We start from the raw sequence: 24,837 nt of genomic DNA on the forward strand, positions 1-24,837 counted from the left end.
CCGACACCCACTCCTGCTCCGGTGCCAACGCCTACTCGAACTCCGGCACCAACACCCCCTCCAACCCCAACACCCACTCCCACGCCAGTGCCAACACCAGCGCTTACCCCTATTCCTCGATTTACGCCGTTTGTCCCTCTTGCCCCTACCCCCAATCCAACTCCGGCCTCGACACCAACCCCGCCAACGCCAACGCCTGCACCAGAGCTTGCCTTGAGCGGCCAGTGGCTCTACGAGGGAGGATCCTTTATCTGGCAGGGATCGCTGTGTAAGATCAATGTTGCAACTGGCATCCAGGAAACCGTCTCCATTCAGCAAAACGGCGATCAGATTACCATTTCCTCACCCAGCTTTTCTGAGCGCAGTGGCCAGCTCATCGGCAACCAACTTTCTGTTAGCGGCAGGATAGGGGGTAGCGGTACTCCAACTGTCACGTGGAGCGGTACCGTCAGCTCTGACGGGCGTTTGATTCGCGGCACAGCCACCTGTGGCAGCGCAAGCTTTGCCATTAGGCTTACCCGCCAGAGCTAAATACCCACACCGCCTCGGTCACCGCCACCGCCGTTTTCCCTGTCGTCAGGCTTCTGCTGGATGGGAGGGGGAGGAGGAGGCGCGGCAGAGGTTTCCCTCACCACCTCGAGGGTATAGGGACCTCGGCCTGGGCTACCCGGAGCAACGCTGCGGGAATTCTGGGCCCAGTAGCTTTGCACTAGCACTAGGTAACAGCGGTCTTGCCGTACTGGGATCGTCAGCTCAGAGGTGGTGAAATCACCAGGCTTTGCGTCATCGTTGATGAAGAAGAATTCCGGATCAGTCTCCCTGTTGACATCAAGACCAGAGATGACCAGCAGAGGGTCGAAGACTGGACTGGTTAGGCGGATAGTAACTCCTGTAACATTGGCTGCAGAAGGAAAGTAAAGGAATCCATCGACATAAAAGGTAAACGTGCCAGGGGGAGGTGGAACTTCCCGGGCATCTATGACATTGTCCCTCTCATCGAAGTAGATCTCCAAGTCGCTATTTGGCCCCAAGGTTCCACTGCGCCTTGCTCCTGGGCGCAAGCTCTTGGCCTCGAAAATCGCTGGAAAGGCTTGCTCGCAAACGTTGACCGGAGGTGGCACCGTCCCTCCAGCTCCCCCACAGCCTGCCAGGAGGGCAGCCGAGGCTAGGAAGCCCCAAAAAAGCTTCAGAGGGGATCCCCAAACCTTTGATGTTGGCGCTGCCATAGATACCTCTTGCAGGATCATTAGCTTCTCCAGATTAGACTACAGCCATTTCGGCAAGCTGCAGCGAACGGATTTGGTAATCCAGCAATCCCTCCCCCTGATCCTTTGAGCATCGACATCCAGCAGGAGCGGCTCCGTTTTAGCCTAGTGCCTCCTAGGCCCATGTCGGGTAGAGTTGGCGGTAGCTATCGACGCCGTAGTGGTTAACCTATGAACAGCCCGCTGAGTAAGAATCGGGATCCCAATCTCCTGCTTTCACAACGCCCTGCGCGAGGCAGCCCAGGCTGGAGCCTTCCCCTTGGAGGTTGGGAACTCGCCTTGTTGTGCGGATCGCTGCTATTGGGAGCTTGGGGTGGCCACCTCTTGACTTGGGCCCAGGAAGCGGAACAGCAGCCAGAGCCAGAAGTCTCCCTGCCGGTGAGAGACATCGATCCGGCGGTGCAGATCCGAGTTCGGAACGAGCTGGTTAAGCTCTGCGGAGAGTATCGATGCGAAAGCTATCGCTTTCCAGTGCGGGTTTTGGTCAGGCCTGAAGACACTCTGGGAACTCTGCTGGAGCGGCTGGATGCGGAGATGCTGCGGGAGGTGGACCGGGTGTTTCAAACTCGGCCTGACTTGAACCGTGTCATTGTCGATGGCTACGTCTTTGTGGGCACTCCCTCTTTCGCCAGTCGGGAAGTGCTGCTGCAAACCCTGTTTGTGCCCCGTCACCGCTGGGCGGTGGGCCGCTTTGGGCCGGAGCAGGACGGAATCTTCTATGCCGAGCTGCTGGAACAGGTAACGCCCTTTTTAACTCAGCCGCCAACCCCGACCCCTCCGCCTGAGGCTGTGCTTGAAGAGCCTGTACCTCCTTTGCCTCCCACGCCAGCTCCTATAGAGACACCAACGCCTACACCTCAAGCAACGCCAGAAGCTCCACCGCCACCAGGGGGTGTAATCGAGCGGCAACCCATCCAGCCTTGACCTGCACCTCTGGGGTTGAGACCTAAGCAAGTGGTGATCTAGGCTTCAAAGTTAGGGGATCCCTTCCCTTAGGTTGCTTGACTGGTGTGCACAGCATGGCAGGACACAGCAAATGGGCCAATATTAAGCGGCAAAAAGCCCGTGTAGATGCCAAAAAGGGCAGCCTATTTACCAAACTTTCCCGGGCCATCATCGTGGCAGCGCGCAACGGCCTGCCCGATCCTGACGCCAACTTTCGGCTGCGCTCGGCCGTGGAGAAAGCCAAAGCGGCAGGCATGCCTGCTGAGACCATCGAGCGGGCCATCGCCAAGGGATCCGGCAACTGGACCGACGACAGCCCCCTGGAGGAAATTCGCTACGAAGGCTACGGCCCTGGGGGGGTAGCTGTCTTGATCGAGGCGATGACCGACAACCGCAACCGCACGGCTGCCGAGGTGCGGGAGGCCTTCAGCAAAGTCGGCGGCAGCCTGGGGGAAAGTGGCTGCGTGAGCTGGCTGTTCCGGCAAAAAGGGGTGATTAGCCTAGAGGGGGTGACAGATCCCGAAGCTCTGCTGCTAGCGGTAGCCGAAGCAGGCGGGGAGGATCTCAAGGTAGAGGGAACCGACGCAGAAGTCTACTGCGATTACACCCTGCTGGAGCAGGTGGCCACCTACCTCAAAAAAGAAGGCTACCAGGTGCAAGAGGCGGCCATCCGCTGGATCCCCTCTACGGAGGTGCATGTGGAGGACCCCGAGACAGCCAAGCTGGTACTGACCCTCATGGAGCGGCTGGACCACTTGGATGATGTGCAAAATGTCTACGCCAACTTTGAGATCGACGAGGCATTGATGGAGAGCCTGGCCTAAAGGTTCTAGCGCAGCTTGACGGCGGTGCCGGCGGCGGTAACGAGGATCATTGTCGCGCTCATGTTGGTATGAATGCTAACGCCTAGGATGCCATTTGCTCCCAAACGTTTGGCTCGCTGCTCCAACTCTTCCAAAACCTTTTTCTGGGCATTCTCGAGAACTTCTTCATAGGTTCTTGTGCGTCCCCCGATGATGTTGCGGAGGCTAGCAAGGAAGTCCCGTAGAACATTGGTGCCATAAACTACCTCGGCGGTAACAATGCCCAAGTAACGCTCAACCTCTCTACCTTGGAGCACGTCTGTAGTGGTCAGCAGCATGGCTTGTTTCCGCGTCACCCCCTCACAAGCTAGCCAATCCTCTCCAAGGTGGAAAGCTCTCCAACCCAGTGGTGGGAGCTAGAATGAGCTACCTCTAGGGCACCGTTTTTCAGCTAGCCAATGACAGCCCTAGTTCGCGTAGTGGGGAGCTTGAATCTGGACTTGGTGGTGCAGGTACCACGCCATCCTGGGCCTGGGGAAACGGTGCTGGGATCCGACTACGCCACCTACCCTGGCGGCAAGGGGGCCAACCAAGCGGTGGCAGCGGCACGGGCGGGAGCCCAGGTGGAGATGTGGGGGGCAGTGGGATCTGACAGCTTTGGCCGCCTGCTGAAAGAGAACCTAGAGCAGAACGGCGTCGATACCCACCACCTGCGGGAGCTGGAAGGGCCCAGCGGCATCGCTCTGATCACTGTGGATCCAGCAGGGCAAAACCGGATTGTGGTCAGCCCCGGCGCTAACGGTCGCTACACCCCCGCCCAGCTGCCTCCTTGGACGCCGGCAGCGATGGTTCTGCTGCAACTGGAAATCCCCCTGGCCACGGTGCAGGCGGTGGCAGAGCAAGCCTTTGCCCAAGGGATCCCCGTCCTGCTCAATCCAGCCCCTGTGGTGCCCCTGCCGGGATCCCTGCTGCGCCAGGTGCGCTACTTGGTGCTCAACGAAAGCGAAGCCGCTGCTCTTGCCCAGTTGCCGGTGGAGACACCCGCGCAAGCCGAAAAAGTGGCCCAAGCCTTGCAACGGCAGGGGATCCCGACAGTGATCGTCACGTTGGGGGGAGCAGGCTTGGTCTGGGCCGATGGCGGAGAAAGCGGCTACCTGCCGGCCCACCCTGTGGCGGTAGTGGATACCACCGCTGCCGGCGACAGCTTCTGCGGCGCTTTGGCCGCCTGCCTAGCTACTGGCAAACCCCTGAGGGAAGCTCTACGGTTTGCGAATGCCGCTGCGGCTTTGTGCGTAACCCGCCCTGGGGCTCAGCCTAGTTTGCCGCGCCGCGCTGAGATCGAGGCGTTTCTGGCCGCTACAGGCCCTCATCCTTAAGCACAGCTTCCTGCGCTACACGGAAAAGGCCTCTTGGCGGTGCTGCCGCAGCCGCTCCAGGCTAAGAGGGCCCTCAAGGTGTTGCCAGGGAAGGGGATCCGCCGGATCCCAGTTGCTGTGGACGTAGTAGTCCAAGGGCGGAAGCTTTCCTTTGAGCTCTTTGAAGGCGCGCCGGTAGCTGCCCAGGGAGTCGCCAAACTCCCGCGCCAACTGCAAAACCTGCGCTACTCGTCGATCCCCTCTGGAAATCAGAGCCTGAATGACCGACCAACTATAGCTTTCTGGGCGGAACTCAATCCCCAAGGGACGCAGGTGTTTTTGGTACCACTGCAGCTTTTTCTCCGCCTGGGGATCTACCCCCTGCCACTGAAAGGGAGTATGGGCTTTGGGCACAAAGGTGCTGCAGCCCAAGGCCAAGCGCAGGCGGGGAGCCACCTTCTTGAGCTCCTTGAAGAGGGCAACCGTGGCCTCGAGATCGGCCTGGGTCTCTGCCGGGATCCCCACCATGCCATAGAACTTGATCCCCCTCAGGCCGCCAGCCTGGGCGTGGGCTGCCGCCGCCAAGATCTCTTCGTTGGCCAGCTTTTTGTTAATGACCTGGCGCAGCCGCTCCGAGCCGCTCTCGATGGCCACGGTGATGGACTGGCTGCCGCGACGGGAGAGAACTTGCGCCAGGCGAGGCGTGACCGTGCCCGTGCGCACCGAAGCCAGGCTGAGGCGCACCCGCTCAAAGCGATCCTGGGCCAGGTACTCCAGCAGCTGCTCAAATTGGGGGTGCTGGGTTACCGAGGCCCCCAAAAGGCCAATCCGCTGGGTCACCTGCAGCCCCCGCTCCACTGCGGGGATCAGATGCCCCTCCACCTCAGCAGCGCGGAAGGGCAGGGTCAGGTAGCTGGCCAGGCAAAAGCGGCACATCTCCGGACAACTGCGCACCACCTCCACCATGTAGATGTTCTCCCAGGCTGCCTTGGGGGTAACCACGGTGGAAACCGAGAGGGTGTTGCCGCGGAAGGTATGCTTGCGGATGGAGCTGGGGATCCCGTCCAGCTTGGGGATGACTTTCTCCACCGGGCCCTCGGGCTCGCGGTAATGCACCTCGTAGAGGCTGGGCACGTAGATCCCCGGTACCTGGGCCAGCGCCTGCAGCTTTTCCGCTCGGGAGCCCTGCCGCACCTGGCGGTAGGTCTGGATCATCTGCTCCACTAGCCCCTCCCCGTCCCCCAGCAGGACGAAGTCGAAGAACGCAGCAAAGGGCTCAGGGTTGGCCGTCAACACCGGGCCACCGCCGAAAACCAAGGGATCCGCTTCCCCCCGCGCCTCGGCCTGGAGGGGGATCCCCTGTCGCTCCAGCAGATCCAGGATATGGACGTAGTCCAGCTCCCAAGACAGGGAAAAGCCCATCAGCTCTGGATCCCGCGGCAGAGGTTCGGCCAGATCTGTAAAGAGGCGGGAGACGACCACATCTTGACGGCTGGCCAGCAGGCTCCAGATGACCTGGTAGCCAAGGCTGGTGATTCCTACTGAGTAAGTGTTGGGAAAGGCGTAGATGACCCGCACGGCGTCCGGGTCGGGTGTGGCCGGGGTGAAAAGAAGCTGCTCGAGGGCAAACTCCGAAGGGGTCAAGGCAAGACGGCAAGGAGCTCCTTTCCCAGCTTAGTCGGGTTTTGCAGGATTCACCGCGCTGCGCCGGCAAGCTCCAGGTACTTTTGCTTTACCGCCTGAATATCTTGCCACATCAGCCACTTGGGACTGCCGGGGGTGCGGTCGGGGTTACGCAGCAGATAGGCTGGGTGAAAAATCGGCATGCACCAGCGCCCCTGCCACTGGATCCACTCGCCGCGAATCTTGGTAATGCCCCGCTTATCCCCCAGAAGGGAGCGCACCGAGGTGGCGCCGGTCAACAAAATGATCCAGGGATCCACCAGGCGGATCTGCTCCAACAAGTAGGGCCGGCAGGCGTCCATCTCCTCCTGGGTGGGCACGCGGTTGTTGGGGGGACGGCACTTGACGACATTGCAAATGTAGGTGTCCCGTTCGGAATCTAGCCCCACGGAGGCCAAGATCTTATCGAGCAACTGCCCCGACTTGCCCACGAAGGGCAGCCCTTGCAGATCTTCCTGTTCCCCCGGCCCCTCGCCGATGATGAGAATCCTTGCCTTGGGGTTGCCTCGGTGCACCACCACATGGGTACGGTTGGCCGCCAACTCGCAGCGCTGGCAGACTCGGCAGTGCTGCTCCAGTTGTTCCAGATCCCGATAGGTACCGGGGGGAATGGGCACCTGGGCCGAGAGCGGGATCTGATCCCATTGGGGAAGAGTCTCCGCAGTGGGGGCAGGCGGCTCTAGGGGATCGTCAAACAGGCTGGGCTGAAGCTCCGAGCCTCTTTTCTTGGCAGCCATTGCAAGCTGGGGGGTTCCTTGTGCAGCGATCTTCGGCTGCTCCTTTGCCCTTGTCAAGCTGGGAGGCTCTTTCCCCCAAAAGGCAGCCTTTACGTCTTGTTAAACTGAGGAAACAAAAACCGGCCCCAGCCCCATAGGCCTGTATGCTGCTTCTATCCAAAGACCTGCCCAACCTCGACTATCGCCCCACCCTGCAGCGCTTCGGCGAGGACTGGCGGGATCCCCTTTCAACTCTCTTGGGCTGGGGACGGGCTGCCGGCGCCGATTTGGTGGAGATCTTCCTGGAGCGGGTCAACTCCATCAGCTGCCTGGCGGAAGACGACGCCATCACCAGCATCACCCCTCGGCTTTCCACCGGCGCGGGGGTGCGGGTGTTTCGCGGCCTGGCTGACTGCTACGTCAGCACCAACGATCTCTCCTTTGCCGGCCTCAAAGCTGCTCTGGAAAAAGGCCTGCTGCTCATGGGCCTCACCCCCCCTGGCCCTGCCGCTTTGGTCTCCCCTGCCAACCTAGGGCTGCTCCAAGACTACGCCGAGCGCCGCAGCAAAGACGGCTGGCTCAAGGAATGCAGCCCTATCGGCGAAATGGGGGAGATCCTGCTGCGGGCCAACGCAGAGCTGAAGCGGCAAGCTCGCCACGTCCAGTCCCGCCGCACCAACTACTTCCGCGACTGGCAGGAGATCCTGGTGGCCTGCAGCGATGGCACCTTTGTGCGTGACATTCGCCTCACCCAGTCGGTCAGTTCTACCCTGCTCTGCGCCGACGGCGACCACCGGGCTTCGGTTAGTCAACGGGCGGGGGGCACCGGGGATCCCGACTTTTTGCGCCGCTGGGATCTTGTAGCCCACAGCCAGGAGCTGGCAGAGGCTGCCGGCCAGATGCTCTACGCCGACTACGTGGAGTCGGGCACCTACCCCATCGTCATGTCCAACGCCTTTGGCGGCGTGATCTTCCACGAAGCCTGTGGGCACCTCTTGGAAACCACTCAGATCGAGCGCAAAACCACCCCCTTTGCCGACAAAAAAGGCCAGAAAATTGCCCACAAAAACCTCACCGCCTGGGATGAGGGGCTCTCCGAGGGGGCCTTTGGCAGCCTAGATGTGGACGACGAGGGCATGCCGGTTCAGCGCACCCTGCTCATTGAAAAGGGCATTCTGAAGAACTTCCTGGCTGACCGCGCTGGCTCCATGCGCACTGGCCACCCTCGCACCGGCAGCGGTCGCCGCCAGAACTACACCTTTGCCCCCGCCAGCCGCATGCGCAACACCTACATCGCTCCCGGCGATGCCGAACTGGACGATCTTTTTGCTTCTATTGACAAGGGCATCTACTGCAAGCGCATGGGGGGAGGCAGCGTCGGCCCCACGGGACAATTCAACTTTGCCGTTGAAGAAGCCTACCTCATCGAAAACGGCAAAATTACCAAGCCGCTCAAGGGGGCTACCCTAATCGGGGAAGCTAAGGACATCCTGACCAAGATCTCCATGTGCTCCAAGGATCTTCGCCTAGCCCCTGGCTTCTGTGGTTCTGTCAGCGGCAACATCTACGTCACCGTGGGTCAGCCCCACATCAAGGTGGACGCCATCACCGTGGGCGGGCGCTAGATCCAGGGATCCCCCATGGCCTACGACAACGTTTGCAAATACCTGGCAGAGCGCTTCCCGGAGCAGTTTGCCGCCTGGCTGGTAAGAGAAGTGGCTGCACCGGTACAGATGCTGCCTACGGAATTGTCAGAGGAGCCCATCCGGGCAGACTCCGTGATTTTGTTGGGGCTTCAGCAGAGCATTTTGCATCTGGAATTTCAAACAGATCCAGATCCTGAAATCCCCTTTCGCATGGCTGACTACCGGCTTCGCCTCTATCGGAAATATCCCCAGCTACCGGTGCGGCAGGTGGTCATTTATCTTCGCAAAACGCGCTCGGAGAGAGTTTTCCAAACCTTTTTCCGCCTAGAAAGGCTCAGCCATGAGTTCGAGGTCATTCGCTTGTGGGAATGCAACTTGCCAGCCGGAACCGTTCGCGTGAGCGGTGCGGAGCACATTCGCGTGAGCGGTGCGGAGCACGTTTGGCAAGCCCTGCTCCCTTTTCGCGTCCTGAGTCCGGTGGAGGATCCGGCAGAAACCTTGCGGGGAGTGGTCAGTGAGCTAGAGCGCTTGCCAGACCTCAACGAGCGACGGGAACTGGCAGCGGCAACAGCCGTTTTGGCAGGACTAGCATTGGATCGGTGCTTAATTCGACAAACCATGAGGTCTTTGGATATGAGGGAGTCGGTGATCTACCAAGAGTGGCGGGCAGAAGCTCTGCGCGAGGGCCTGGAAGCAGGGCGCAAAGAAGGTCTGCAACTGGGCCTGCAACAAGGACTGCAACAAGGACTGCAACAGGGATTGCAGCATGGAGAAGCAACGCTGGTTTTGCGGCTTTTGCGGCGGAAGCTGGGATCCCTTGACCCGGCTCTGGAAAACAGGATTTGGACTTTGCCAACGTCGCAACTGGAGGCGCTGGGGGAAGCGCTGCTGGATTTCAACAGCGTGGAGGACTTGACCGCCTGGCTGGCCTGTCGGTAGGGGAGAGAAGGAGTGGCGATACTGCAAGTTGAGGCCTTGGCCGAACGGGTGCAAAGCTGTGCCAAACGTTTGGGGATCCCCCAGTTTGATCTCTACGGGGCTCAAGTGGACGAAACCAGCGTGCAGGTAGATCACGGGGAACCTCGCCAGGTCAAGGCTTCCCACCGCTGCAGCGTAACGGTGCGGGCCTGGAACGACCAAGGGCAGGTGGGAGTGACCTCCACCACCGATGTCGATGAGGCGGGGTTGGAACTGGCCCTGCAGACGGCCTTTGAGGCCAGCCACTTCGGTGTGCGGGAACACGCGCCCCAATTTAGCCCAGAGGCCAAGCTGCCCATTCTCCAGCCCTGCAACGACAAAAGGCCCCTGGCGCTGGCTAGCGAGCTCCTAGAGCAACTGGTGGCTGCTGAGAAGGCTTTGCTGGGATCCCATCCCGCCATCCAAGGGGTACCCTACAACGGCTTGGCCCAGCGGCAGATTGACCGCTTTTACCTCAACAGCGACCAAGCCCTGCGCCAAGAGGGCCACACCCTGGCCTCAATTTTTCTCTACGGCAAAGCAGAACAAGAGGGCCGCAAACCCCGCAGCGCCGGCGCCATGCGGGTGGCTCGCAGCCTGGAGGAGCTGGATATTCAAGGTTGCACCAAAGAAGCTGCCGAGAAACTCATCAGCCACCTGGAGTACGAGCGGATCCCTTCGGGGAAATACACGGTGGTTTTTTCTGGGGAAGCTTTTCTAAGCCTCTTGGGAGCTTTCTCCAATCTCTTCAACGCCCAGAACATCCTCGACAACCAAAGCCTTTCCACCCCCGACTCGCTGGGCAAGCAGATTGCCTCGCCGCTGCTCTCCGTGTGTGATGACGCGCTACACCCCACCAACGTAGGCGCAATTAGCTTTGACGGCGAAGGCACCCCCACCCGCCGCGTTCCCCTCATCACCAACGGTGTCCTAACCCACTTCTTGCACAGCGCCGGCACTGCCAAACGTCTGGGGGCCCAGCCCACCGGCCATGCCAACATCGGCGCCAAAGTGACGGTTGCCGCCCACTACTATCACGTGTTTGCTGGCGCACCGCCGGAGAGCACCTATGACTTGGCCACGGCTGAGAACGTGGTCTGGATTGACGAGTTGCAGGCCCTCCATGCTGGAGTTAAGCCTCTACAGGGATCCTTCTCCCTGCCCTTTCAGGGCTGGTGGGTGCGCCAGGGAGAGCGCATCAGCATCGAGGCGGCCACAGTAGCCGGGGACTTTCTGGAGCTGTTGAAGTCGATTTTCTACGTCGAGCCGGAGCCACAGGTCACTCCTGCTGGCCTGTGTCCCCGCATTTGGGTAGCTGACCTCTCCATCACCGGCCAATAGCTCCATGAAACTCACCCGCCTCGACCTTAACAGTTGGCTCGTCCAGACCCAGAGGCAGACCTTCCTCCTGGATCCGTGGCTGGTGGATCCTTTGGTCTTCTTTGGCCTGCCCTGGTTCCTCCGCCTGGAGCACCGCCAGCCGCCCCCCTTTACCCCGGAGACTCTGCCCAAAATTGACGGGATCCTCCTCAGCCAGGGCCAGCCGGATCACTGCCACCCGCCTACCCTGCAAAGGTTGGACAAGCAGATCCCGGTTTTGGCTTCACCGGCTGCAGCTAGGGTAGTGAAGCGTCTGGGATTTGCAGCGGTTCAAGCTCTGGATCCCTGGCAGGGGGTGCAGTGGGGGGATCTGCGCATCACAGCAGTTCCCGGCGCGCCTTTGGGGCCGGTGCGGGAGCTGGGCTTTTTGCTGGAAGAGCTATCCACCCAGACGCGGCTTTACTATGAGCCTCATCTTTCCCAACCCGATGTCCGCCCGCGGCTGCAGCAGGAGTTTTCTCCCATCCACACTCTGTTGATTCCGGTGGTGGGGCAAATCTTTCCCCTCTTGGGCGAGGTCATCATGGGGCCGGAGCGAGCCCTGCAGGTGGTGGCAGCCCTGCGCCCGCAGCAGGTGATCCCGACGGCGATGGGAGAGGTGAACTACCAGGGCTGGTTTGCCGCCCAGATCCGCCCTCTGGGGAGCCTAGAGGAGTTTCGGGAAAAGCTGGGATCCCTGAACGCTGCCACCGGCCGATCAATCCGACTATGCTGCCCTGCTCCTGGGGAAACGGTGTCTCTTTCTGTTGCAGCCAAGGCATGAGCATTCCTTCCCAAGCCCCGCCTGGCCCTGATCTGGTGGCTATTTTGCGGGCAGATTACGCTCGCTTCCCCAAAAATCGAACTTACTCAATTTACGATCCCCAAGTTTACTTCCGGGATCCCCTCAACGAGTTTTGCGGCCTGGATCGCTATCGAGCCATGATCGACAGCCTGGGGCGGTGGCTGCAAGATATCCATCTCGAGCTGCACGACATCCAACCGGTCGGCGCTATATCAGCACCGAGTGGACGCTAAGGGGATCCCTGTCTTTTTTGCCCTGGCGTCCCCGCCTGTGCATCCCTGACTAGACAGCAATGCAACTCAACGCCACCCTCAATCCCTAGCGCTGCTCTCGCTGGCAGGTACTGCTGCAAGCTTTAGAGGGCGGGGAGTTTCTTTGCTAGAATTAGAAAGCTCACTTTTCGGCGCTGCTGAAAAGTAGTTGCATAGGTGCACTGGAGAGATGGCCGAGTGGTCGAAGGCGCAGCACTGGAAATGCTGTGTGGGGCAACTCACCGTGGGTTCGAATCCCACTCTCTCCGTCACAGAATCGTTTCCCTAGCTGCTGAGGTTTCCTGAGCTCCGGTCGTATGACTTTGCAGCTTGTTAGCTCCGCTTTTGCCCCCTCAGAACCCATCCCCTCCCGCTACACCTGTGAAGGAGACGACCTTTCTCCCCCCTTGAGTTGGTCGGGGGCACCTGCAGGAACCCAAAGCTTTGCCCTGATCATGGATGACCCAGACGCCCCCAGAGGCACCTTTGTCCATTGGGTAGTCTACAACTTGCCTGCCAGGGTCACGAGTCTGCCAGAAGGGATCCGCTCCGACAGCGATCTCCCCCAAGGGGCCGTCCACGGGCAAAACAGTTGGGGTCGGAACACTTATGGTGGCCCTTGCCCTCCCAGCAGCACCCACCGCTACTTCTTCACCCTCTACGCCCTGGACAGGCAGCTAGCCTTAGCTCCAGGAGCCACCAAAGAGGCCTTGCTACGGGCCATGGAAGGCCACATCCTCGCCCAGGCGCAGCTGATGGGCACCTATCAAAGGAGGGGAAGCTCGGGGTAGGCCCCCCATCCCTGCGTAGATCTTAGACTGAGGAGATCCCACAGCTCTTCTCTCCACACCACCGAGCCAGCCACTGCTTTTCTACCCAAAACGGGGATCCCTACCTGGGCCGGCAACTGCCAGACCAAGGCAGGCTCTAGTCGGGAGGAGAGGGCTGGTGCCGCTTCCAGGAGCACCCACCCTAGGCAGTCGGCCTTGGTTTGCCGCAGCAAAGCTGCAAAGGCGGCTGCTTGGCTAAGGGCAGCTTCTTCAGGCAGCGTCAGAAGTACCTTGAACCCCCACGCAGCAGCTAGGTCAGCCCAGGTTTGGCCAGGCCCCAGAGGGTCGGCAAGGCTTCCGGGCACCACCAGCAGCGGGGCCTTCTCTCCCTCCCAAGCAACCATCTGCCGCCAGAGGGTTCTAAGCTGGGCTTCAGAAGGGCTGGGATCCACCTCGAGCAGGCCCCAAGGGGCTTGCACCGCCTGCTGCCAGGCCTCTGCCACTCCTAGTGCTGCCCGACTTCCAGGCCAGGTGTCTGCCACCATCACTCTCATGGCTCCCCTGTCTCAGCTTCCCAGAGGCTGAGAAACTCGGGTTGCACCTCAAAGCCAAACACCAAGGCCATGTCGCGCAGCATCGAGACCGATCCCAGTTTCTGCTGCTTAAACCAGCGCATCAGCACAAAAATCTTCTGGTAGACGAAGATCTCCAATGCCTCCGGGTTGTAGACGATCCCTTCGCGGGGGTTGAATTGGTGAGGCACCAGCATGGCGGCGTAACGGGCCAGCTCACCACTGCGCCAGTCGAGAAAGTAGGGCATCCAGGGGTAAACCGTGTCCCAGCGGATGAACCACAGGCGCACTTCTGGGATCTCCGAGAGCTCGCGCGGATCGTCGGGGCTGCGCGGCCAATCGATGGCGCACTGAACCTGCTGAGCGGCGCCAACGGGATCCGCCATCAAGGTTTTCACCAACTCATGGCCCGGCGTTAAATCCAGGGTTTGAATGGCTTTGGCCGGCAAGTAGAAGGTAATCGGCACGACGACAAGCAGTTACCTTAACGTCTTAAGTCCTGGCCAGGGCTGTGGATAGCATCAACCCCTTGCAGCTTATCTCAGCTCTGGGCTATTCACCCCTGCCAGCGGGATCCCCAGCCGAGTTAGGTCGAGGACAAAGCCTGCCGCCACCAGGAACACCTGGTCTGCCAGCGGGGCCAGCTTCTGGGTGAGCTCCCCCATCCGATCGCGAAACTGACGCCCCAGCGGATAGGCAGGCACCACCCCCCAGCCTACTTCTTCGGAAACCAGGATCACTTTTCCTCGGCAGCCTTGCAACGCTCTCAAGAAAGATTGTGCCAAGGGATCCCATTCCCCAGGCGAGCAGTCCAAGCTCTGGGCCACCCAGCCCCCCAGCGAATCCACTAGGGCACAGCAGGGCTGAGGTAGCTGCTGCAGTTCGGCGCCCAGGTCAGGCCCCGTTTCCCAGGTTTGCCAGGTGGGAGGACGCCGCTGCCGATGCCGTCGAACCCGCTCCGCCCACTCTGGGTCAGCCTCAGGATCCGGCTTGGGCCCCGTGGCCAGGTAGAAGACCGGCAGGCCGGAAGCGGCAGCTAGGCTCTCCGCCAGCCGACTTTTACCGCAGCGGGCAGGGCCGCAGATAAGTACAATCGCCATCAGGCAGGAGGAGGGAAGTCCATTGCCTTAGCTTAGCGGTTGAAAACCCCTGCGCGGAGCTCGGGCACATTCTCTGGATCTGTGAGTTTGGAGCTAGGATAAAGCTCAATTAGGAGCAGTTTTACAAGAGGCATGGCGGATCCCAAGCCAGCATCTTCCTCTGGCCAAAATGCTGCTTCAGCTGCCTCGCCAACCTTTCCTCCCCTTTGGCTGAGCCTGGCGTTGGGGATCACCACCGCGCCGGTTTTGTTGGGCTTGGTCTTGGCGGATCGGGCGGGGAAGTGGCTGGGATCTCTGAACTGGGAGGATCCGGGCTGGTGGTTGGGGGAACGGCTGCCCAACCTCGACAGCGCCTCTCTCGGCTGCCAGGCGCAAGAGCACTATGATTCTGAGCCGGTGAAGTAGCTGGCCTGCTGCCTGCATATCATCATAGGTAGAACAGGTTCCTAGCAGGAGTGAGCAGTCTTTGCGGAGATCGCTTAGGCCAGCCCGAGATTTCACCTCCAGCTTCTTGGGAGAGGTGGGTTGGCTAGTGGCTTTTTTCTTTACGGCAGTGGTGAGCGGCTGCGTGGGTTACCTCTTCGGCCAACGTGCTCTCTCGGGGGTCTCCTCCCCAGTTACCGAAACCAGCACTTCTTCTGCCTCGCGGGTCATTCGCGATCCCCGCACTGTGCCCCTCCTCAACGAGGCAGAGGTGATCGCAGCAGCGGAAGCCCTTCTTCGCCCGCCTCCCCCTCCTACTCCGCTTTTCACACCCCCACCCGTAGCCATTGCCCCTCCTACCCCCACTCCTCCACGCCGCTTGTCTCCCGAGTTGGCCTCGGCTCCCTCTCCCTTGTCTACCCCGCAGCCTGCCTCCCCCTCTCCGCCCACGCCCTCTCCTCCGCCTCTCCAAGTGGCTGCCAGCGGGCAGGTGGCCATGCAGGTGCTCTCCGTGCGTCGCGAGGGAGGGCAGGTGGTTTTAAACGTTGCCCTACAAAACAATTCGCCGGAAACGGTGCGCTTTCTCTACAGCTTCCTCAACGTTACCGACGACAACGGCCGGCCAATCGACGCTCTCATCCAGGGCTTGCCTGGAGAGCTGCCTCCCAACAGCCAAGTTTTCCAGGGAACGATCCGCATCCCTGCTTCCACCTTGGCTGGCTCCCGCTCATTGTCTTTGAGCCTAGCGGATTATCCCAGCCGCCGCCACCAAGTTGGGGTCAGCGGGATCCCTGTGCCACCCTAGCCTCTTCTTCTGCCCGTGGAGTTGAGAACCGGTGCCCAGCCCAGCCTTTGAGCGCCCTGAGCAAATCCGGGAGCTCTTTGACCGCATTGCTCCTCACTACGACGCCCTTAACCAAACTCTAAGCCTGGGGCTGCATCAGGTTTGGAAGCGCATGGCCGTACGCTGGTCGGGTGCGGCTGCGGGGGAGCGGGTGTTGGATCTCTGCTGTGGCACTGGCGACCTGGCCCTGCAACTGGCCCGGAGAGTGGGACGAGGCGGACAGGTGGTGGGACTGGATTTCTCCCCAGCCATGCTGGCCATTGCCCAGCGCCGGGCCCGGCAATTGTTCCCCGACTACTCCCTGGAGTGGGTCTTGGGCGATGCTCTGGCCTTGCCTTTTCCGGATGGCAGCTTTGACGCCATTACGATGGGCTACGGCCTGCGCAACGTAACCGACATTCCTCAGGCCCTGCGGGAGATTTGCCGGGTGCTCAAACCTGGCCGCCGCGCTGCCATTTTGGATTTCCATCGCCCCAGGGGGATCCCTTTCCTGGAGAGCTTTCAGCGCTGGTACCTCAACAGCTGGGTTGTGGCTCAGGCCAAAGCCCTGGGATTGGCAGCCGAATATGCCTACATTGACCCCAGCTTGGATCGCTTTCCCTCCGGAGAACAACAGCGGCAAATGGCCTTGCAGGTGGGATTTTCTGCTGCCAAGTTCTATCCTCTCGCCGGCGGCATGATGGGGGTGCTGCTGGTGGCCCGCTAGTCTTCCACCACCCTAGCGCTGAGGAGAACCCTGCTGCCAAGTTCTGGCAGGGCAGGGGCGGCCGTAACCAGCACTTCTTGGACGCGCGCCTCCTCGGAGGGGGGTTGCGGCAGGCGCAAGGCAACAATGGCACTGCCCTGGGCATCTACTTGAAAGCTGCCGCCATAGAGCATCTCCTCAGTGTCCAGCTTGAGCCAAAGGTGGTAGCGCTCCCCTTCAGGCAAAGGGGGCAGATCCCTTGCTGCCAAAACCACCGCCTGCCACTCCCCCGGGCGAAACAGCAAGTTAGCTGACCCTGCCTCCCCTTGCAAGGTAACTAGGCGAGATCCCGGCTGTTGGAGCAACTGGGCCAGCGCCTGCCCCGCTTCTAGGGGAGCTGGCTGCGGGGTCTGCCGTAGCCGCCAGTTATCGAAAGCCAGCAACAGCAGGGCCACTGCCCCTAGGCCCTTCAACCAGCGCCTCTCAACCTTGAGGCGAGCCAGCCCTAGAGAGGGCAAGGCTGGCTGGGGGGGGATGGGCGGGGCGCCCGCTTCTGCCATCACCTGGCTTCGCACGCTGGCCGACGGGATCATCCCCGGCAGCCCATAGGGCAACAAATGCAGAGCTTCCTGGAGGGCTTGCAATTCTGCCGCTAGCTGGGGCTCTTGGGCCAAGCGCGCCTCTAGGGCCCTTGCCTGCTCGGGTGGCAAGATCCCCAGCAGATAGTCAGCTAGAATTTCCTCTCCCAGCTCAGAGGGCTCTCCTCTAGTCCTTGATTCACTGGACAATCCGCCACCTTGTGGCATAACAAACCTTCTGCCTTGACGTGGATTAGCTGAGCTAGTGGACTTGCAAGCGCATCTTTATCTGGTAGGCACTTTATCTACCTGGTAGGCACCTTGCCTAGGCTAAAGCTGGCTCCGTCTTTAGCCTGTGTGCTCGATCAAGAGCAAGGAGCAACTACCTGCAGCTCGCGGGGAAGTTATGCCTGTGGAGATCCCTCTGGCAGGGTAGGAGGTGTTGAGCCTACTACTAGCTACGGGTTGTGGAAGCAGGAAGAAAGCCTCAGCCTGGATCAGAGGTTCACCTTTGTCCGGGGTTGTATAAGTCTTTCAGAGCGGACATGTAGACATGGCCATCCCAAAGCCCCGCCGCCTTACTGGTCAAGCAGAGGCCGCAGGGATCTCCGCAACTTGCAGAGGGCTTGGCGAGAGCGGGCTTGGACGGTTGCCAGGGGCATCCCCAGCTCCTGGGCAATGTCTGCCGCGCTTAGGCCTCGGTAGTAGAGTAACTCCAGCAGCTGGCGCTGGCTTTCCGAGAGTTGACTGAGAGCCTCCTGAACGGGCTGCCGCCGCTCTTCGACGGAGAGCTGCTCAAAGGGGGCTGGGGATCTATGGCTGGCAATCAGCAGAGGCTGCCAGGGTTTCCCGAGGCGGCGCTGGCTGCCTCGAGAGCGCAGACGCTCAAGGGCCTGCGCCCGGGTCAACCTACACAGAAGACTGTTGATGGATCCCTGCCTTGGATCGTGGCTGGGCTTCCGCCAGAGAAGGGCAAACACCTCCTGAGTTAGATCCTCCGCCTCAGTCATACAGCCCAGGATCTGGAGGGCCAGGCCATAGACCAAGCTGGCGTAGCGATCATAAAGGGCCGCTAGAGCAGCAGGCTGCCCCGCTTTGAGGCCTTCCATTAGCTCCAAATCGGTGCAGGCTGGCCAATTCCTCACCCGCTTGCGCCAGAGGAAACCGACCTGCTTGTCCATCATTTGCCCCCCTGCCGCCGAAGTTGACAAGCAGTACGCCTAGGCCTCCGCCTAGCTGCGCTTCGGGGTTGGGAAAGATCCGGTGACCGCCTGAATCTTCTGCCGCCGCCCACCGCGCTCAATCTCCAGCTCCAGCTTGCTGCCTACCTCCATGCGCTCCACCTCTTGCTGCACCTGGTCGGCAGTGGTTACGGGGCGGCCATTGATGGAGAGAATGATGTCGCCAGCGCGCAGGCCGGCCCGCTCGGCTGGGGATCCCTGAACAACCTCGCCGATGAGCACCCCCCGATCCACCGTTACGAAAATGCGGCTGTTGGGATCCTGGTTGAGGCGTTCCTTCAGCTCAGGAGTGAGGGTAAGCATGCGGATGCCCAAGTAGGGGTGATCCACCCTGCCCCGGGCAATCAACTGCTTGGCCACCCGCTGGGCTGTCTCAATAGGGATGGCAAAGCCCAGCCCCTGCGCTCCCTGGATGATAGCGGTATTGACCCCAATCACTTCCCCTTGGGCGTTGAGCAGCGGACCGCCAGAGTTGCCGGGGTTAATGGCTGCATCGGTCTGGATGAAAGACACCCGCTTGTCGGGCACGCGGATCTCGCTGCTGGAACGGCCCAAGGCACTGATGATCCCAGCGGTTACCGTGTTGTCTAGCCCTAGCGGGTTGCCAATGGCAATGGCCCACTGGCCCGGCTCGAGAAGCTCGGAGCGGCCCAGCTTCACCGTTGGCAAGTTTTGGGCGTCAATCTTCACCACAGCAATGTCCGTAACTGGATCCGTGCCAATGACCTTGCCCTCAAAGCTCCGGCTATCTTTCAGCGTCACCGTTACTTTGTCAGATCCCTCTACCACGTGGGCATTGGTGATGATCTGGCCGTCCGGGCTAATGATAAAGCCGGAGCCGGTGCCTTGCTGTCGCCGCTGTCGCGGCAGGGGAGGGATCACCTGGCCAAAGAACTCGCGGAAAAACGGGTCGCTAAAGAACTCCTCTGGGAAAGCCCCAGGAACGTTCACTGTCCGCTCCGCGTCGATGCGCACTACTGCCGGCCCCACCTTCTGGGCCACCTCGGCAATAAAGTTTAGGTTCAGCTGGGGCGGAGTTGCCGTCGTCTGAGCCAATACCCCCTTGCCTCCCACCAGAGCTGCCCCCAGACCCATGCCCAAGAGCACCAGCAGCACTGACGAGAGAAGAGACCTTAGCCCCGAGACAGCCCAAGGCCGCAAAAAGGGAAAGCCTCTTTCCCCCTGCGACAAACAGTGCGGTTGGGCAGAAGCGCCTGAACTGGGGGAGGGTTGCTCTGGCGTGGAGGGGATGCGCTTCATGGCCACAGGAAAAGGGTGTAAGCCCTACCTGAAGGGAGAAACCTAGGGCTAATCTAGCACGGACAGCAGAGTTCCCAAAGCGGCGACGGCAGCGCTTTTCCGCACTTCTATTAAGGCCAAAGAGCAGCAGCATCTACTGGTTTGGGGTAGTCCACCCCACTTTTGGACGGGGTTTGATGGAGGGGGAATGCCAAAGTAGCTCTTGCCCTTGGCTTTGGCCAGCTTGCTGCTAACGTAGAAGTGGAGCTCAGGGATTGAGACCATGACCAACCTAGCCCGTCGCCTGTTGGTCCCTCTAGTGGGGGGGATGCTCTGGCTACCGGTGGCTACGCCGGTTCTGGCGCAGAGGGATCCCTTGCCACCTCCGCCCCGTGGCGAGGGATGGCGGCCTGTAAATCCAGGGACAGGCAGAAACGGCTTTGGCCAGCCCTTTCAACTGCGAGCCACGCTGCTGTTGCGCTCCGGAGACTTGATCCAAGCAGTGCACCGCTCTGCTGAGCCTCTTTTCTTGGCCCCTGGCGAAACTCGCACCGTCAGGCTCACTCTGGAAACCCCCCTGCGGGATATCTACGGCAACACGGTTGTTCCGGCAGGAGCCCTCCTAGAAGGCCAATTCCAGCCAGTCAGCGGCGGCGCCCAGTTTGTCTCGCGAGCTTTGATTTTCAATGGCCGATCCTACCCCCTCTATGCGCAAAGCCAGGTGATCCCGCTGCGCAAGGATCCCCGTCACACCTCCGCGGAAGCAATTGTCCAAGATGCCCTGATTGGGGCAGCCGCAGGGGCTCTCTTGGGGGGCCTTTTGGGCGACCGGGTGATCTCAACCGAGAAAGTGCTGGGCGGAGCAGCCGCAGGGGCGGTGATTGGCAATGTAACAGCGCCAGAAGTGGCGGTGATTGAGGCCAACGCCAGCCTGACCTTGAGGGTTACGCAAGACTTTCAACCCTATCTGCCCTAGCGGCGAAGGGAGAGCTCCTTTCCTGGGAAAGATTTTAAGAAGTGTGAAGATCTAAGATGGCAGACGGCAGGCATATCGGAAAATAGCATGCGGGTATGCCTGCCATACTCCTTTTTTAAAAAAGCGACTTGAGGATGGATATCCATGAGCGTTATCACGAAGTCGATTGTGAATGCGGATGCGGAGGCCCGCTACCTCAGCCCGGGAGAACTGGATCGGATTAAGTCCTTTGTTACCTCGGGGGAGAAGCGGCTGCGCATCGCTCAAGTCTTGACGGAGTCGCGCGAGCGCATCGTTAAGCAAGCAGCTGATCAGCTCTTCCAGAAGCGTCCCGACATTGTCTCTCCAGGGGGCAACGCCTATGGGGAGGAAATGACGGCAACTTGCCTGCGGGACATGGACTACTACCTGCGCCTGATTACCTACGGGATCGTTGCCGGCGACGTTACCCCGATTGAAGAGATCGGCTTGGTGGGTGTGCGGGAGATGTACAACTCTCTGGGCACGCCCCTCCCGGCAGTGGCGGAGAGCATCCGCCTCATGAAGCAGGTAGCCATGGGTCTTTTGTCTCCCGAGGACGCGGCTGAAGCGGCCTACTACTTCGACTTTGTCGCGGGAGCCATGAGCTAGGCTCTTTTTCGACTGCCCTCTGTTTAAGGTTGTTTGATTTAGGAAGCTCATCATGCAAGACGCCATTACTGCTGTTATCAACAGCTACGATGTCCAAGGCAAGTACCTCGACAGCTCGGCCATGGACAAGCTAAGGGCTTTCTTCGCCACGGGCGAGCTGCGGGTGCGAGCGGCTGCCACCATTGCCGCCAACGCTTCCAACATCATTAAGGAGGCTGCTGCCAAGGCTCTGCTCTACTCCGATCTCACCCGCCCTGGTGGCAACATGTACACCACTCGTCGCTATGCTGCTTGCATTCGCGACATGGACTACTACCTGCGTTATGCCACCTATGCGATGTTGGCGGGGGATCCCTCCATCCTCGACGAGCGGGTGCTCAACGGCCTCAAAGAAACCTACAACTCGCTGGGGGTGCCAATTGGGGCAACGATTCAGGCCATCCAAGCTATGAAAGAAGTAACCGCTGCTTTGGTGGGCCCTGAAGCCGGCAAAGAAATGGGTGTGTACTTCGACTACATCTGCTCTGGCCTCAGCTAACTGCCAGCCTCGTGGCCTTGGCGTGAAGTTCATCTAACAAGCACGACAGGCGACTTGCCCCAGGGATCTGGTGTGCTAACTAAGGTACGCGAGCTTTCTGAGGTGGGTCGCCTGTGTTGCTGGTCAAGTTAATCCTTGCCAGGGGGGATCCTCCACCATGCGCATGTTTAAGATTACCGCTTGTGTGCCTAGCCAAACCCGAATTCGCACCCAACGGGAGCTGCAGAATACCTACTTCACCAAGTTGGTGCCCTACGACAACTGGTTCCGCGAGCAGCAGCGCATTCAGAAGTCGGGTGGCCGCATCTTGAAAGTAGAGCTCGTTGCCGGCAAGCCAGGAATAGACGTGGGGCTGCTGTAGTGCCCCTGCCCATCTGCTGTGGCCTCCTTGCCAGATCTGGCAGACTCAGCTTCAGGGAACTTGGCTCTGGGGTTGGGGAGGCCAGGCTGGCTATTTTGTGGGGATGAGGTTGACGGAGCGGGAGCCGGTCATTACTGTTAACAACCTGAGCAAGGTTTACCCCGTAGCCATCAAGGAGCCGGGGGTAGTGGGTACATTACACCACTTTTTTCGCCGCACCTATCGCTACATCCCGGCGGTGCAATCCCTGAGCTTTCAAATTCAAGCGGGGGAGGTGGTAGGCTTTCTAGGGCCGAACGGGGCTGGCAAGACCACCACCCTTAAAATGCTGACGGGTCTCATCTACCCCTCCAGTGGCACGGTACAGGTGGTCGGCCATCTACCCTACCGGCGCGAGCCAGCTTTTTTGCGGCAGATTACCCTGGTGATGGGGCAAAAGCAGCAGCTCCTCTGGGATCTGCCGGCGATGGACTCCTTGCGCATTAACGCCGCTGTTTACGAGATCCCGGAGAAAGTGTTTCAGGAGCGGGTGGAGGAGTTGGCGGAGCTGCTCAACCTGAAGGACAAGCTAAAGCAGCCGGTGCGCAAGCTTTCCCTAGGGGAGCGGATGAAGGCAGAGCTGCTGGCGGCCCTGCTCCACCGCCCGCAGGTTTTGTTTTTGGACGAGCCCACCTTGGGGTTGGATATCAACGCCCAGGCTGCGGTGCGGCAATTTCTGCGCGACTACAACCGCCGCTATGGGGCAACAGTGCTCCTGACCAGCCACTACATGGCCGATATTACCGCCCTCTGTGAGCGGGTGTTGGTGATTAGCGGCGGGCGGCTTATCTACGATGGCGGCCTGGAAGAGCTGCGGCAGCGCTTTGCCCCCTACCGAGAGGTAAAGCTGGAATTGGCCCACCCCTGTCCCCTGGCGCAACTGCAGTCCTATGGCGAGCTGCGCAGCGAGGGGGATCCCGGCAGCAGCTGCGAGGTGCGGCTGTGGGTACGGCGGGAACACCTCACCCAGACGGTAGCCAGGCTCCTGGCGGAGCTGGAGGTGTTGGACTTGGCGGTAACCGATCCGCCCCTTGAAGAGGTCATCGGGCGAGTGTTTGCCGGAGAGATCTAGGCCGCTCCCCCGCCAACTCCTCTTCCTCTTGGGGAGGAGGCAGCCGGGAAGCCTAGCCTTGCGCTCAAACCTTCTGAGTGGCAGCCTCCCGCTGGGCAGCCGTTGAGCGAGCTGCGTGCAGAGCGGCGTAGAGCTTATTGAGGGCATTCATATAGGCTTGCGCAGAGGCAACAATAATGTCCGTGTTGGCAGCATGTCCTGAGAAAATGCGGTCCTCATGGCGCAGGCGGATGGTGACTTCCCCCATGGCGTCAATGCCGGCGGTAACCGACTGGACGGAAAATTCAATGAGCTGGTTAGGAATGTTAACAATGCGGTTGATGGCTTTGTAAACTGCATCTACCGGTCCCGTGCCCACCGCTGCATCCACCTTTTCCTCGCCTTCAGGGGTAATCAGGCGCACGGTAGCTGTGGGCGTCTCGTGATTGCCACACACCACTTGCACATGCTCCAGCCGGTAGAGATCCGGCACTGGCCGGGTTTCGTCGTTAACAATGGCCTCCAGGTCGAGATCGGTGATCTCTTTCTTCTTGTCGGCCAGCTCTTTAAAGCGCAAGAAAGCCTTGTTGAGCTCTTGCTCGGACAACTCGAAGCCCAGCTCCTTGAGGCGGGTACGGAAGGCATGGCGGCCTGAGTGTTTGCCCAACACCAAGGTGCTCGATTGCAGACCGATGGTTTGGGCGTCCATGATCTCGTAAGTCTGGCGGTTTTTGAGCATCCCGTCTTGATGGATGCCGGACTCGTGGGCAAAGGCGTTGGCCCCAACAATTGCCTTGTTGGGCTGCACCAACATGCCGGTGAGGTTGGAGACAAGGCGAGAGGTGCGGTAGATCTCCTGAGTCTTGATGTGAGTAAGGGGTTTTTCAGAGTCCACTGGCAGGCCAAAGTAGGGGTTAAAGTAGCTGCGGCGCACATGCAGGGCCATCACTAATTCTTCCAGCGCCGCGTTACCGGCCCGCTCGCCAATGCCGTTAACGGTTACTTCCACCTGGCGCGCGCCCTGCTTGATGGCCTCTAGGAAGTTGGCTACTGAGACTCCCAGGTCGTCGTGGCCGTGGACAGAGATGATGGCCTGCTTGATGTTGGGCACGTTCTCACGGATGCCTTTAATCAGTTGGCCGAATTCCTCGGGCATGCTGTAGCCGACCGTGTCAGGGATGTTGACGGTTTTGGCCCCGGCCCGGATGGCTGCTTCAAGAACCTGGTAGAGGAATTCGGGATCGGAGCGGGTGGCGTCCATGGCGGAGAACTCCACATCGTCGACGAAGGATTTGGCATAGGCCACCATCTCCTCGGCAATCTGCAGCACCTCAGCGCGGGTTTTGCGCAACTGATATTTGAGGTGGATGTCAGAGGTGGAGATGAAGGTATGGATGCGGGGCTTGGCAGCAGGCTTGAGGGCTTCAGCTGCCGCTTCAATATCAGCCTTGCAGGCACGAGCCAGGCTGCAGATGACGGGGCCATCGGGGGTGCCCACGTGTTCCGCTATCTTCTGCACCGCCTCAAAGTCGCCGGGGCTGGCGTAGGCAAACCCCGCCTCAATGATGTCGACCCCTAGCCGAGCCAATTGCCGGGCAATGGCCAGTTTCTCCTCAGCGTTGAGGGTTGCGCCAGGACACTGCTCCCCATCGCGCAGAGTAGTGTCGAGAATAAGCACATGATCCAAAGCTTGGCCATCGAATGAAGAAGAGGGAGAAGATGCGGCAGCGTTCATAACTTGTTCGATTGAAGAAGGGGACAGTAGGCAGTGCTTTTTATTTTGGCATTCCTAGAAGCGGCGTAAAGAGCCACCGGGGACAGGTCAGCGGCTGGCAAAGGCAAAACCCGTTGGGTGGCCTCGGGAGGAGGCATTGCCGACCGCCTTTGGCGATACTCGACCGAGGGAGAAGGGGAGGGGTGAGGCTGAGCTAGCCAATGCAAAAGAAGTAGCTGCAGACCAACTCCTGGCTGGACAAGGGTTGCCTTCTCCAGCAAGCCAAAATGC

30 protein-coding genes and 1 tRNA gene are annotated in these 24,837 nt (G+C 60.2%); 20 read left to right on the forward strand and 11 right to left on the reverse strand.

What is annotated here, in order from left to right; translation table 11 throughout:
* Together NW814_RS06665 and NW814_RS06670 are read left to right on the forward strand one after the other, a co-directional pair.
* On the forward strand, positions 1-272 hold a 272-nt coding region (locus NW814_RS06665; protein WP_414405671.1), incomplete at its 5' end, for a hypothetical protein.
* Positions 214-531, forward strand: coding sequence for a hypothetical protein (locus tag NW814_RS06670; protein ID WP_414405672.1), 318 nt, complete (start codon positions 214-216; stop codon positions 529-531). The genes NW814_RS06665 and NW814_RS06670, both read left to right, overlap by 59 nt.
* Here NW814_RS06670 and NW814_RS06675 read toward each other — a convergent pair.
* Positions 528-1,226: a hypothetical protein gene (locus NW814_RS06675; protein ID WP_414405673.1), complete on the reverse strand. Its 699-nt coding sequence runs from the start codon at positions 1,224-1,226 to the stop codon at positions 528-530. The two genes, NW814_RS06670 and NW814_RS06675, sit on opposite strands and share 4 nt — an antisense overlap.
* A 363-nt stretch (positions 1,227-1,589) precedes the next feature.
* Here NW814_RS06675 and NW814_RS06680 point away from each other — a divergent pair, with 363 nt between their 5' ends.
* Together NW814_RS06680 and NW814_RS06685 are read left to right on the forward strand one after the other, a co-directional pair.
* On the forward strand, positions 1,590-2,189 hold the full coding sequence (locus NW814_RS06680) for a hypothetical protein (RefSeq protein ID WP_414405674.1): 600 nt from the start codon (positions 1,590-1,592) through the stop codon (positions 2,187-2,189).
* A gap of 95 nt (positions 2,190-2,284) precedes the next feature.
* Entirely contained in the window at positions 2,285-3,034 is a 750-nt protein-coding gene (locus tag NW814_RS06685; RefSeq protein ID WP_414394604.1) for a YebC/PmpR family DNA-binding transcriptional regulator, read from the forward strand.
* A 5-nt stretch (positions 3,035-3,039) separates the two neighbouring features.
* On the opposite strand, the gene NW814_RS06690 is transcribed toward NW814_RS06685, so the two are convergent.
* Positions 3,040-3,351, reverse strand: coding sequence for a YbjQ family protein (locus tag NW814_RS06690; RefSeq protein ID WP_011431068.1), 312 nt, complete (start codon positions 3,349-3,351; stop codon positions 3,040-3,042).
* A gap of 120 nt (positions 3,352-3,471) precedes the next feature.
* Between NW814_RS06690 and rbsK the strand changes: the two genes are divergently transcribed.
* Positions 3,472-4,389: a ribokinase gene (rbsK, locus tag NW814_RS06695; RefSeq protein ID WP_414405675.1), complete on the forward strand. Its 918-nt coding sequence runs from the start codon at positions 3,472-3,474 to the stop codon at positions 4,387-4,389.
* A 15-nt stretch (positions 4,390-4,404) separates the two neighbouring features.
* Here the strand turns inward: rbsK and NW814_RS06700 are convergent, their stop codons facing one another.
* Both NW814_RS06700 and NW814_RS06705 read right to left on the reverse strand, forming a co-directional pair.
* On the reverse strand, positions 4,405-6,012 hold the full coding sequence (locus NW814_RS06700; RefSeq protein WP_414405676.1) for a B12-binding domain-containing radical SAM protein: 1,608 nt from the start codon (positions 6,010-6,012) through the stop codon (positions 4,405-4,407).
* 50 nt (positions 6,013-6,062) lie between these two features.
* Positions 6,063-6,668: a uracil-DNA glycosylase gene (locus NW814_RS06705; protein ID WP_414394814.1), complete on the reverse strand. Its 606-nt coding sequence runs from the start codon at positions 6,666-6,668 to the stop codon at positions 6,063-6,065.
* 263 nt (positions 6,669-6,931) lie between these two features.
* Here NW814_RS06705 and NW814_RS06710 point away from each other — a divergent pair, with 263 nt between their 5' ends.
* From NW814_RS06710 to NW814_RS06740, 7 genes are all read left to right on the forward strand, one after another.
* Positions 6,932-8,392 (forward strand): TldD/PmbA family protein, encoded by a 1,461-nt coding sequence (locus NW814_RS06710; RefSeq protein WP_414394609.1) that lies wholly within the window; start codon positions 6,932-6,934, stop codon positions 8,390-8,392.
* Between the two features lie 15 nt (positions 8,393-8,407).
* On the forward strand, positions 8,408-9,352 hold the full coding sequence (locus NW814_RS06715; protein ID WP_414405677.1) for a DUF4351 domain-containing protein: 945 nt from the start codon (positions 8,408-8,410) through the stop codon (positions 9,350-9,352).
* A gap of 18 nt (positions 9,353-9,370) precedes the next feature.
* Complete coding sequence (locus tag NW814_RS06720; protein WP_414405725.1) at positions 9,371-10,711, forward strand: TldD/PmbA family protein; 1,341 nt, start codon at positions 9,371-9,373, stop codon at positions 10,709-10,711.
* Between the two features lie 4 nt (positions 10,712-10,715).
* Positions 10,716-11,513: an MBL fold metallo-hydrolase gene (locus tag NW814_RS06725; RefSeq protein ID WP_414405678.1), complete on the forward strand. Its 798-nt coding sequence runs from the start codon at positions 10,716-10,718 to the stop codon at positions 11,511-11,513.
* Positions 11,510-11,767 (forward strand): DUF2358 domain-containing protein, encoded by a 258-nt coding sequence (locus NW814_RS06730; protein ID WP_414405679.1) that lies wholly within the window; start codon positions 11,510-11,512, stop codon positions 11,765-11,767. The genes NW814_RS06725 and NW814_RS06730 overlap by 4 nt, the downstream gene beginning before the upstream one ends.
* Before the next feature lie 202 nt (positions 11,768-11,969).
* Positions 11,970-12,054, forward strand: a tRNA-Ser gene (locus NW814_RS06735).
* A gap of 48 nt (positions 12,055-12,102) precedes the next feature.
* Positions 12,103-12,576, forward strand: coding sequence for a YbhB/YbcL family Raf kinase inhibitor-like protein (locus NW814_RS06740; RefSeq protein ID WP_414405680.1), 474 nt, complete (start codon positions 12,103-12,105; stop codon positions 12,574-12,576).
* Here NW814_RS06740 and NW814_RS06745 read toward each other — a convergent pair.
* From NW814_RS06745 to cobU, 3 genes are all read right to left on the reverse strand, one after another.
* Positions 12,552-13,100: a hypothetical protein gene (locus NW814_RS06745; protein ID WP_414405681.1), complete on the reverse strand. Its 549-nt coding sequence runs from the start codon at positions 13,098-13,100 to the stop codon at positions 12,552-12,554. The two genes, NW814_RS06740 and NW814_RS06745, sit on opposite strands and share 25 nt — an antisense overlap.
* A 5-nt stretch (positions 13,101-13,105) precedes the next feature.
* Positions 13,106-13,594, reverse strand: coding sequence for a CRR6 family NdhI maturation factor (locus NW814_RS06750; RefSeq protein ID WP_414394621.1), 489 nt, complete (start codon positions 13,592-13,594; stop codon positions 13,106-13,108).
* A 69-nt stretch (positions 13,595-13,663) separates the two neighbouring features.
* Positions 13,664-14,227 (reverse strand): bifunctional adenosylcobinamide kinase/adenosylcobinamide-phosphate guanylyltransferase, encoded by a 564-nt coding sequence (gene cobU, locus NW814_RS06755; protein ID WP_414405682.1) that lies wholly within the window; start codon positions 14,225-14,227, stop codon positions 13,664-13,666.
* Between the two features lie 132 nt (positions 14,228-14,359).
* On the opposite strand from cobU, the gene NW814_RS06760 reads away from it, so the two are divergent.
* The 3 genes from NW814_RS06760 to ubiE all read left to right on the forward strand — a co-directional run bounded on the left by NW814_RS06760 (position 14,360) and on the right by ubiE (position 16,200).
* Positions 14,360-14,632 carry a hypothetical protein gene (locus NW814_RS06760; RefSeq protein WP_414405683.1) on the forward strand — a complete coding sequence of 91 codons (273 nt, stop codon included), beginning with the start codon at positions 14,360-14,362 and terminating at the stop codon, positions 14,630-14,632.
* A gap of 61 nt (positions 14,633-14,693) precedes the next feature.
* The gene (locus NW814_RS06765; protein WP_414405684.1) at positions 14,694-15,455 is read left to right on the forward strand and encodes a hypothetical protein; all 762 of its coding nucleotides are present in this window, start codon (positions 14,694-14,696) and stop codon (positions 15,453-15,455) included.
* Between the two features lie 31 nt (positions 15,456-15,486).
* A complete protein-coding gene (gene ubiE / locus NW814_RS06770) occupies positions 15,487-16,200 on the forward strand; it encodes a bifunctional demethylmenaquinone methyltransferase/2-methoxy-6-polyprenyl-1,4-benzoquinol methylase UbiE (protein ID WP_414394628.1) in 714 nt (237 codons plus the stop codon).
* Here the strand turns inward: ubiE and NW814_RS06775 are convergent.
* The 3 genes from NW814_RS06775 to NW814_RS06785 form a co-directional block, all read right to left on the reverse strand.
* On the reverse strand, positions 16,197-16,967 hold the full coding sequence (locus NW814_RS06775; RefSeq protein ID WP_414405685.1) for an anti-sigma factor domain-containing protein: 771 nt from the start codon (positions 16,965-16,967) through the stop codon (positions 16,197-16,199). The genes ubiE and NW814_RS06775 overlap by 4 nt on opposite strands.
* Before the next feature lie 368 nt (positions 16,968-17,335).
* Positions 17,336-17,938 carry a sigma-70 family RNA polymerase sigma factor gene (locus tag NW814_RS06780; RefSeq protein ID WP_414405686.1) on the reverse strand — a complete coding sequence of 201 codons (603 nt, stop codon included), beginning with the start codon at positions 17,936-17,938 and terminating at the stop codon, positions 17,336-17,338.
* Between the two features lie 51 nt (positions 17,939-17,989).
* Entirely contained in the window at positions 17,990-19,093 is a 1,104-nt protein-coding gene (locus NW814_RS06785; protein ID WP_414405726.1) for an HhoA/HhoB/HtrA family serine endopeptidase, read from the reverse strand.
* A gap of 427 nt (positions 19,094-19,520) precedes the next feature.
* On the opposite strand from NW814_RS06785, the gene NW814_RS06790 reads away from it, so the two are divergent.
* The 5 genes from NW814_RS06790 (at position 19,521) to NW814_RS06810 (ending at position 22,853) form a co-directional block, all read left to right on the forward strand.
* Entirely contained in the window at positions 19,521-20,213 is a 693-nt protein-coding gene (locus NW814_RS06790) for a hypothetical protein (RefSeq protein WP_414405687.1), read from the forward strand.
* Positions 20,214-20,357: 144 nt separating this feature from the next.
* Positions 20,358-20,843: an allophycocyanin gene (locus NW814_RS06795; RefSeq protein ID WP_414359834.1), complete on the forward strand. Its 486-nt coding sequence runs from the start codon at positions 20,358-20,360 to the stop codon at positions 20,841-20,843.
* A gap of 52 nt (positions 20,844-20,895) precedes the next feature.
* The gene (gene apcB / locus NW814_RS06800) at positions 20,896-21,381 is read left to right on the forward strand and encodes an allophycocyanin subunit beta (RefSeq protein WP_414394636.1); all 486 of its coding nucleotides are present in this window, start codon (positions 20,896-20,898) and stop codon (positions 21,379-21,381) included.
* 157 nt (positions 21,382-21,538) lie between these two features.
* Entirely contained in the window at positions 21,539-21,742 is a 204-nt protein-coding gene (locus tag NW814_RS06805; protein ID WP_011431036.1) for a phycobilisome linker polypeptide, read from the forward strand.
* Positions 21,743-21,845: 103 nt separating this feature from the next.
* A complete protein-coding gene (locus tag NW814_RS06810; protein ID WP_414405688.1) occupies positions 21,846-22,853 on the forward strand; it encodes an ABC transporter ATP-binding protein in 1,008 nt (335 codons plus the stop codon).
* Between the two features lie 64 nt (positions 22,854-22,917).
* Here NW814_RS06810 and NW814_RS06815 read toward each other — a convergent pair whose 3' ends face one another.
* Complete coding sequence (locus tag NW814_RS06815) at positions 22,918-24,567, reverse strand: 2-isopropylmalate synthase (protein ID WP_414394640.1); 1,650 nt, start codon at positions 24,565-24,567, stop codon at positions 22,918-22,920.
* Positions 24,568-24,837 lie beyond the last annotated feature (270 nt).

This window comes from Synechococcus sp. R65.1, assembly GCF_047461755.1.
In the GTDB taxonomy this organism is placed as follows: domain Bacteria; phylum Cyanobacteriota; class Cyanobacteriia; order Thermostichales; family Thermostichaceae; genus Thermostichus.

Excerpts from the sequence above, each read along its gene's own strand:
- NW814_RS06675 (WP_414405673.1), bottom strand. The coding sequence starts at position 1,226 with ATGGCAGCGCCAACATCAAAGGTTTGGGGATCCCCTCTGAAGCTTTTT.
- NW814_RS06685 (WP_414394604.1), top strand. The coding sequence starts at position 2,285 with ATGGCAGGACACAGCAAATGGGCCAATATTAAGCGGCAAAAAGCCCGT.
- NW814_RS06690 (WP_011431068.1), bottom strand. The coding sequence starts at position 3,351 with ATGCTGCTGACCACTACAGACGTGCTCCAAGGTAGAGAGGTTGAGCGT.
- rbsK (WP_414405675.1), top strand. The coding sequence starts at position 3,472 with ATGACAGCCCTAGTTCGCGTAGTGGGGAGCTTGAATCTGGACTTGGTG.
- NW814_RS06710 (WP_414394609.1), top strand. The coding sequence starts at position 6,932 with ATGCTGCTTCTATCCAAAGACCTGCCCAACCTCGACTATCGCCCCACC.
- NW814_RS06715 (WP_414405677.1), top strand. The coding sequence starts at position 8,408 with ATGGCCTACGACAACGTTTGCAAATACCTGGCAGAGCGCTTCCCGGAG.
- NW814_RS06725 (WP_414405678.1), top strand. The coding sequence starts at position 10,716 with ATGAAACTCACCCGCCTCGACCTTAACAGTTGGCTCGTCCAGACCCAG.
- NW814_RS06730 (WP_414405679.1), top strand. The coding sequence starts at position 11,510 with ATGAGCATTCCTTCCCAAGCCCCGCCTGGCCCTGATCTGGTGGCTATT.
- NW814_RS06740 (WP_414405680.1), top strand. The coding sequence starts at position 12,103 with ATGACTTTGCAGCTTGTTAGCTCCGCTTTTGCCCCCTCAGAACCCATC.
- NW814_RS06745 (WP_414405681.1), bottom strand. The coding sequence starts at position 13,100 with ATGGTGGCAGACACCTGGCCTGGAAGTCGGGCAGCACTAGGAGTGGCA.
- cobU (WP_414405682.1), bottom strand. The coding sequence starts at position 14,227 with ATGGCGATTGTACTTATCTGCGGCCCTGCCCGCTGCGGTAAAAGTCGG.
- NW814_RS06760 (WP_414405683.1), top strand. The coding sequence starts at position 14,360 with ATGGCGGATCCCAAGCCAGCATCTTCCTCTGGCCAAAATGCTGCTTCA.
- NW814_RS06780 (WP_414405686.1), bottom strand. The coding sequence starts at position 17,938 with ATGGACAAGCAGGTCGGTTTCCTCTGGCGCAAGCGGGTGAGGAATTGG.
- NW814_RS06785 (WP_414405726.1), bottom strand. The coding sequence starts at position 19,093 with ATGGGTCTGGGGGCAGCTCTGGTGGGAGGCAAGGGGGTATTGGCTCAG.
- NW814_RS06790 (WP_414405687.1), top strand. The coding sequence starts at position 19,521 with ATGACCAACCTAGCCCGTCGCCTGTTGGTCCCTCTAGTGGGGGGGATG.
- NW814_RS06795 (WP_414359834.1), top strand. The coding sequence starts at position 20,358 with ATGAGCGTTATCACGAAGTCGATTGTGAATGCGGATGCGGAGGCCCGC.
- apcB (WP_414394636.1), top strand. The coding sequence starts at position 20,896 with ATGCAAGACGCCATTACTGCTGTTATCAACAGCTACGATGTCCAAGGC.
- NW814_RS06805 (WP_011431036.1), top strand. The coding sequence starts at position 21,539 with ATGCGCATGTTTAAGATTACCGCTTGTGTGCCTAGCCAAACCCGAATT.
- NW814_RS06810 (WP_414405688.1), top strand. The coding sequence starts at position 21,846 with ATGAGGTTGACGGAGCGGGAGCCGGTCATTACTGTTAACAACCTGAGC.
- NW814_RS06815 (WP_414394640.1), bottom strand. The coding sequence starts at position 24,567 with ATGAACGCTGCCGCATCTTCTCCCTCTTCTTCATTCGATGGCCAAGCT.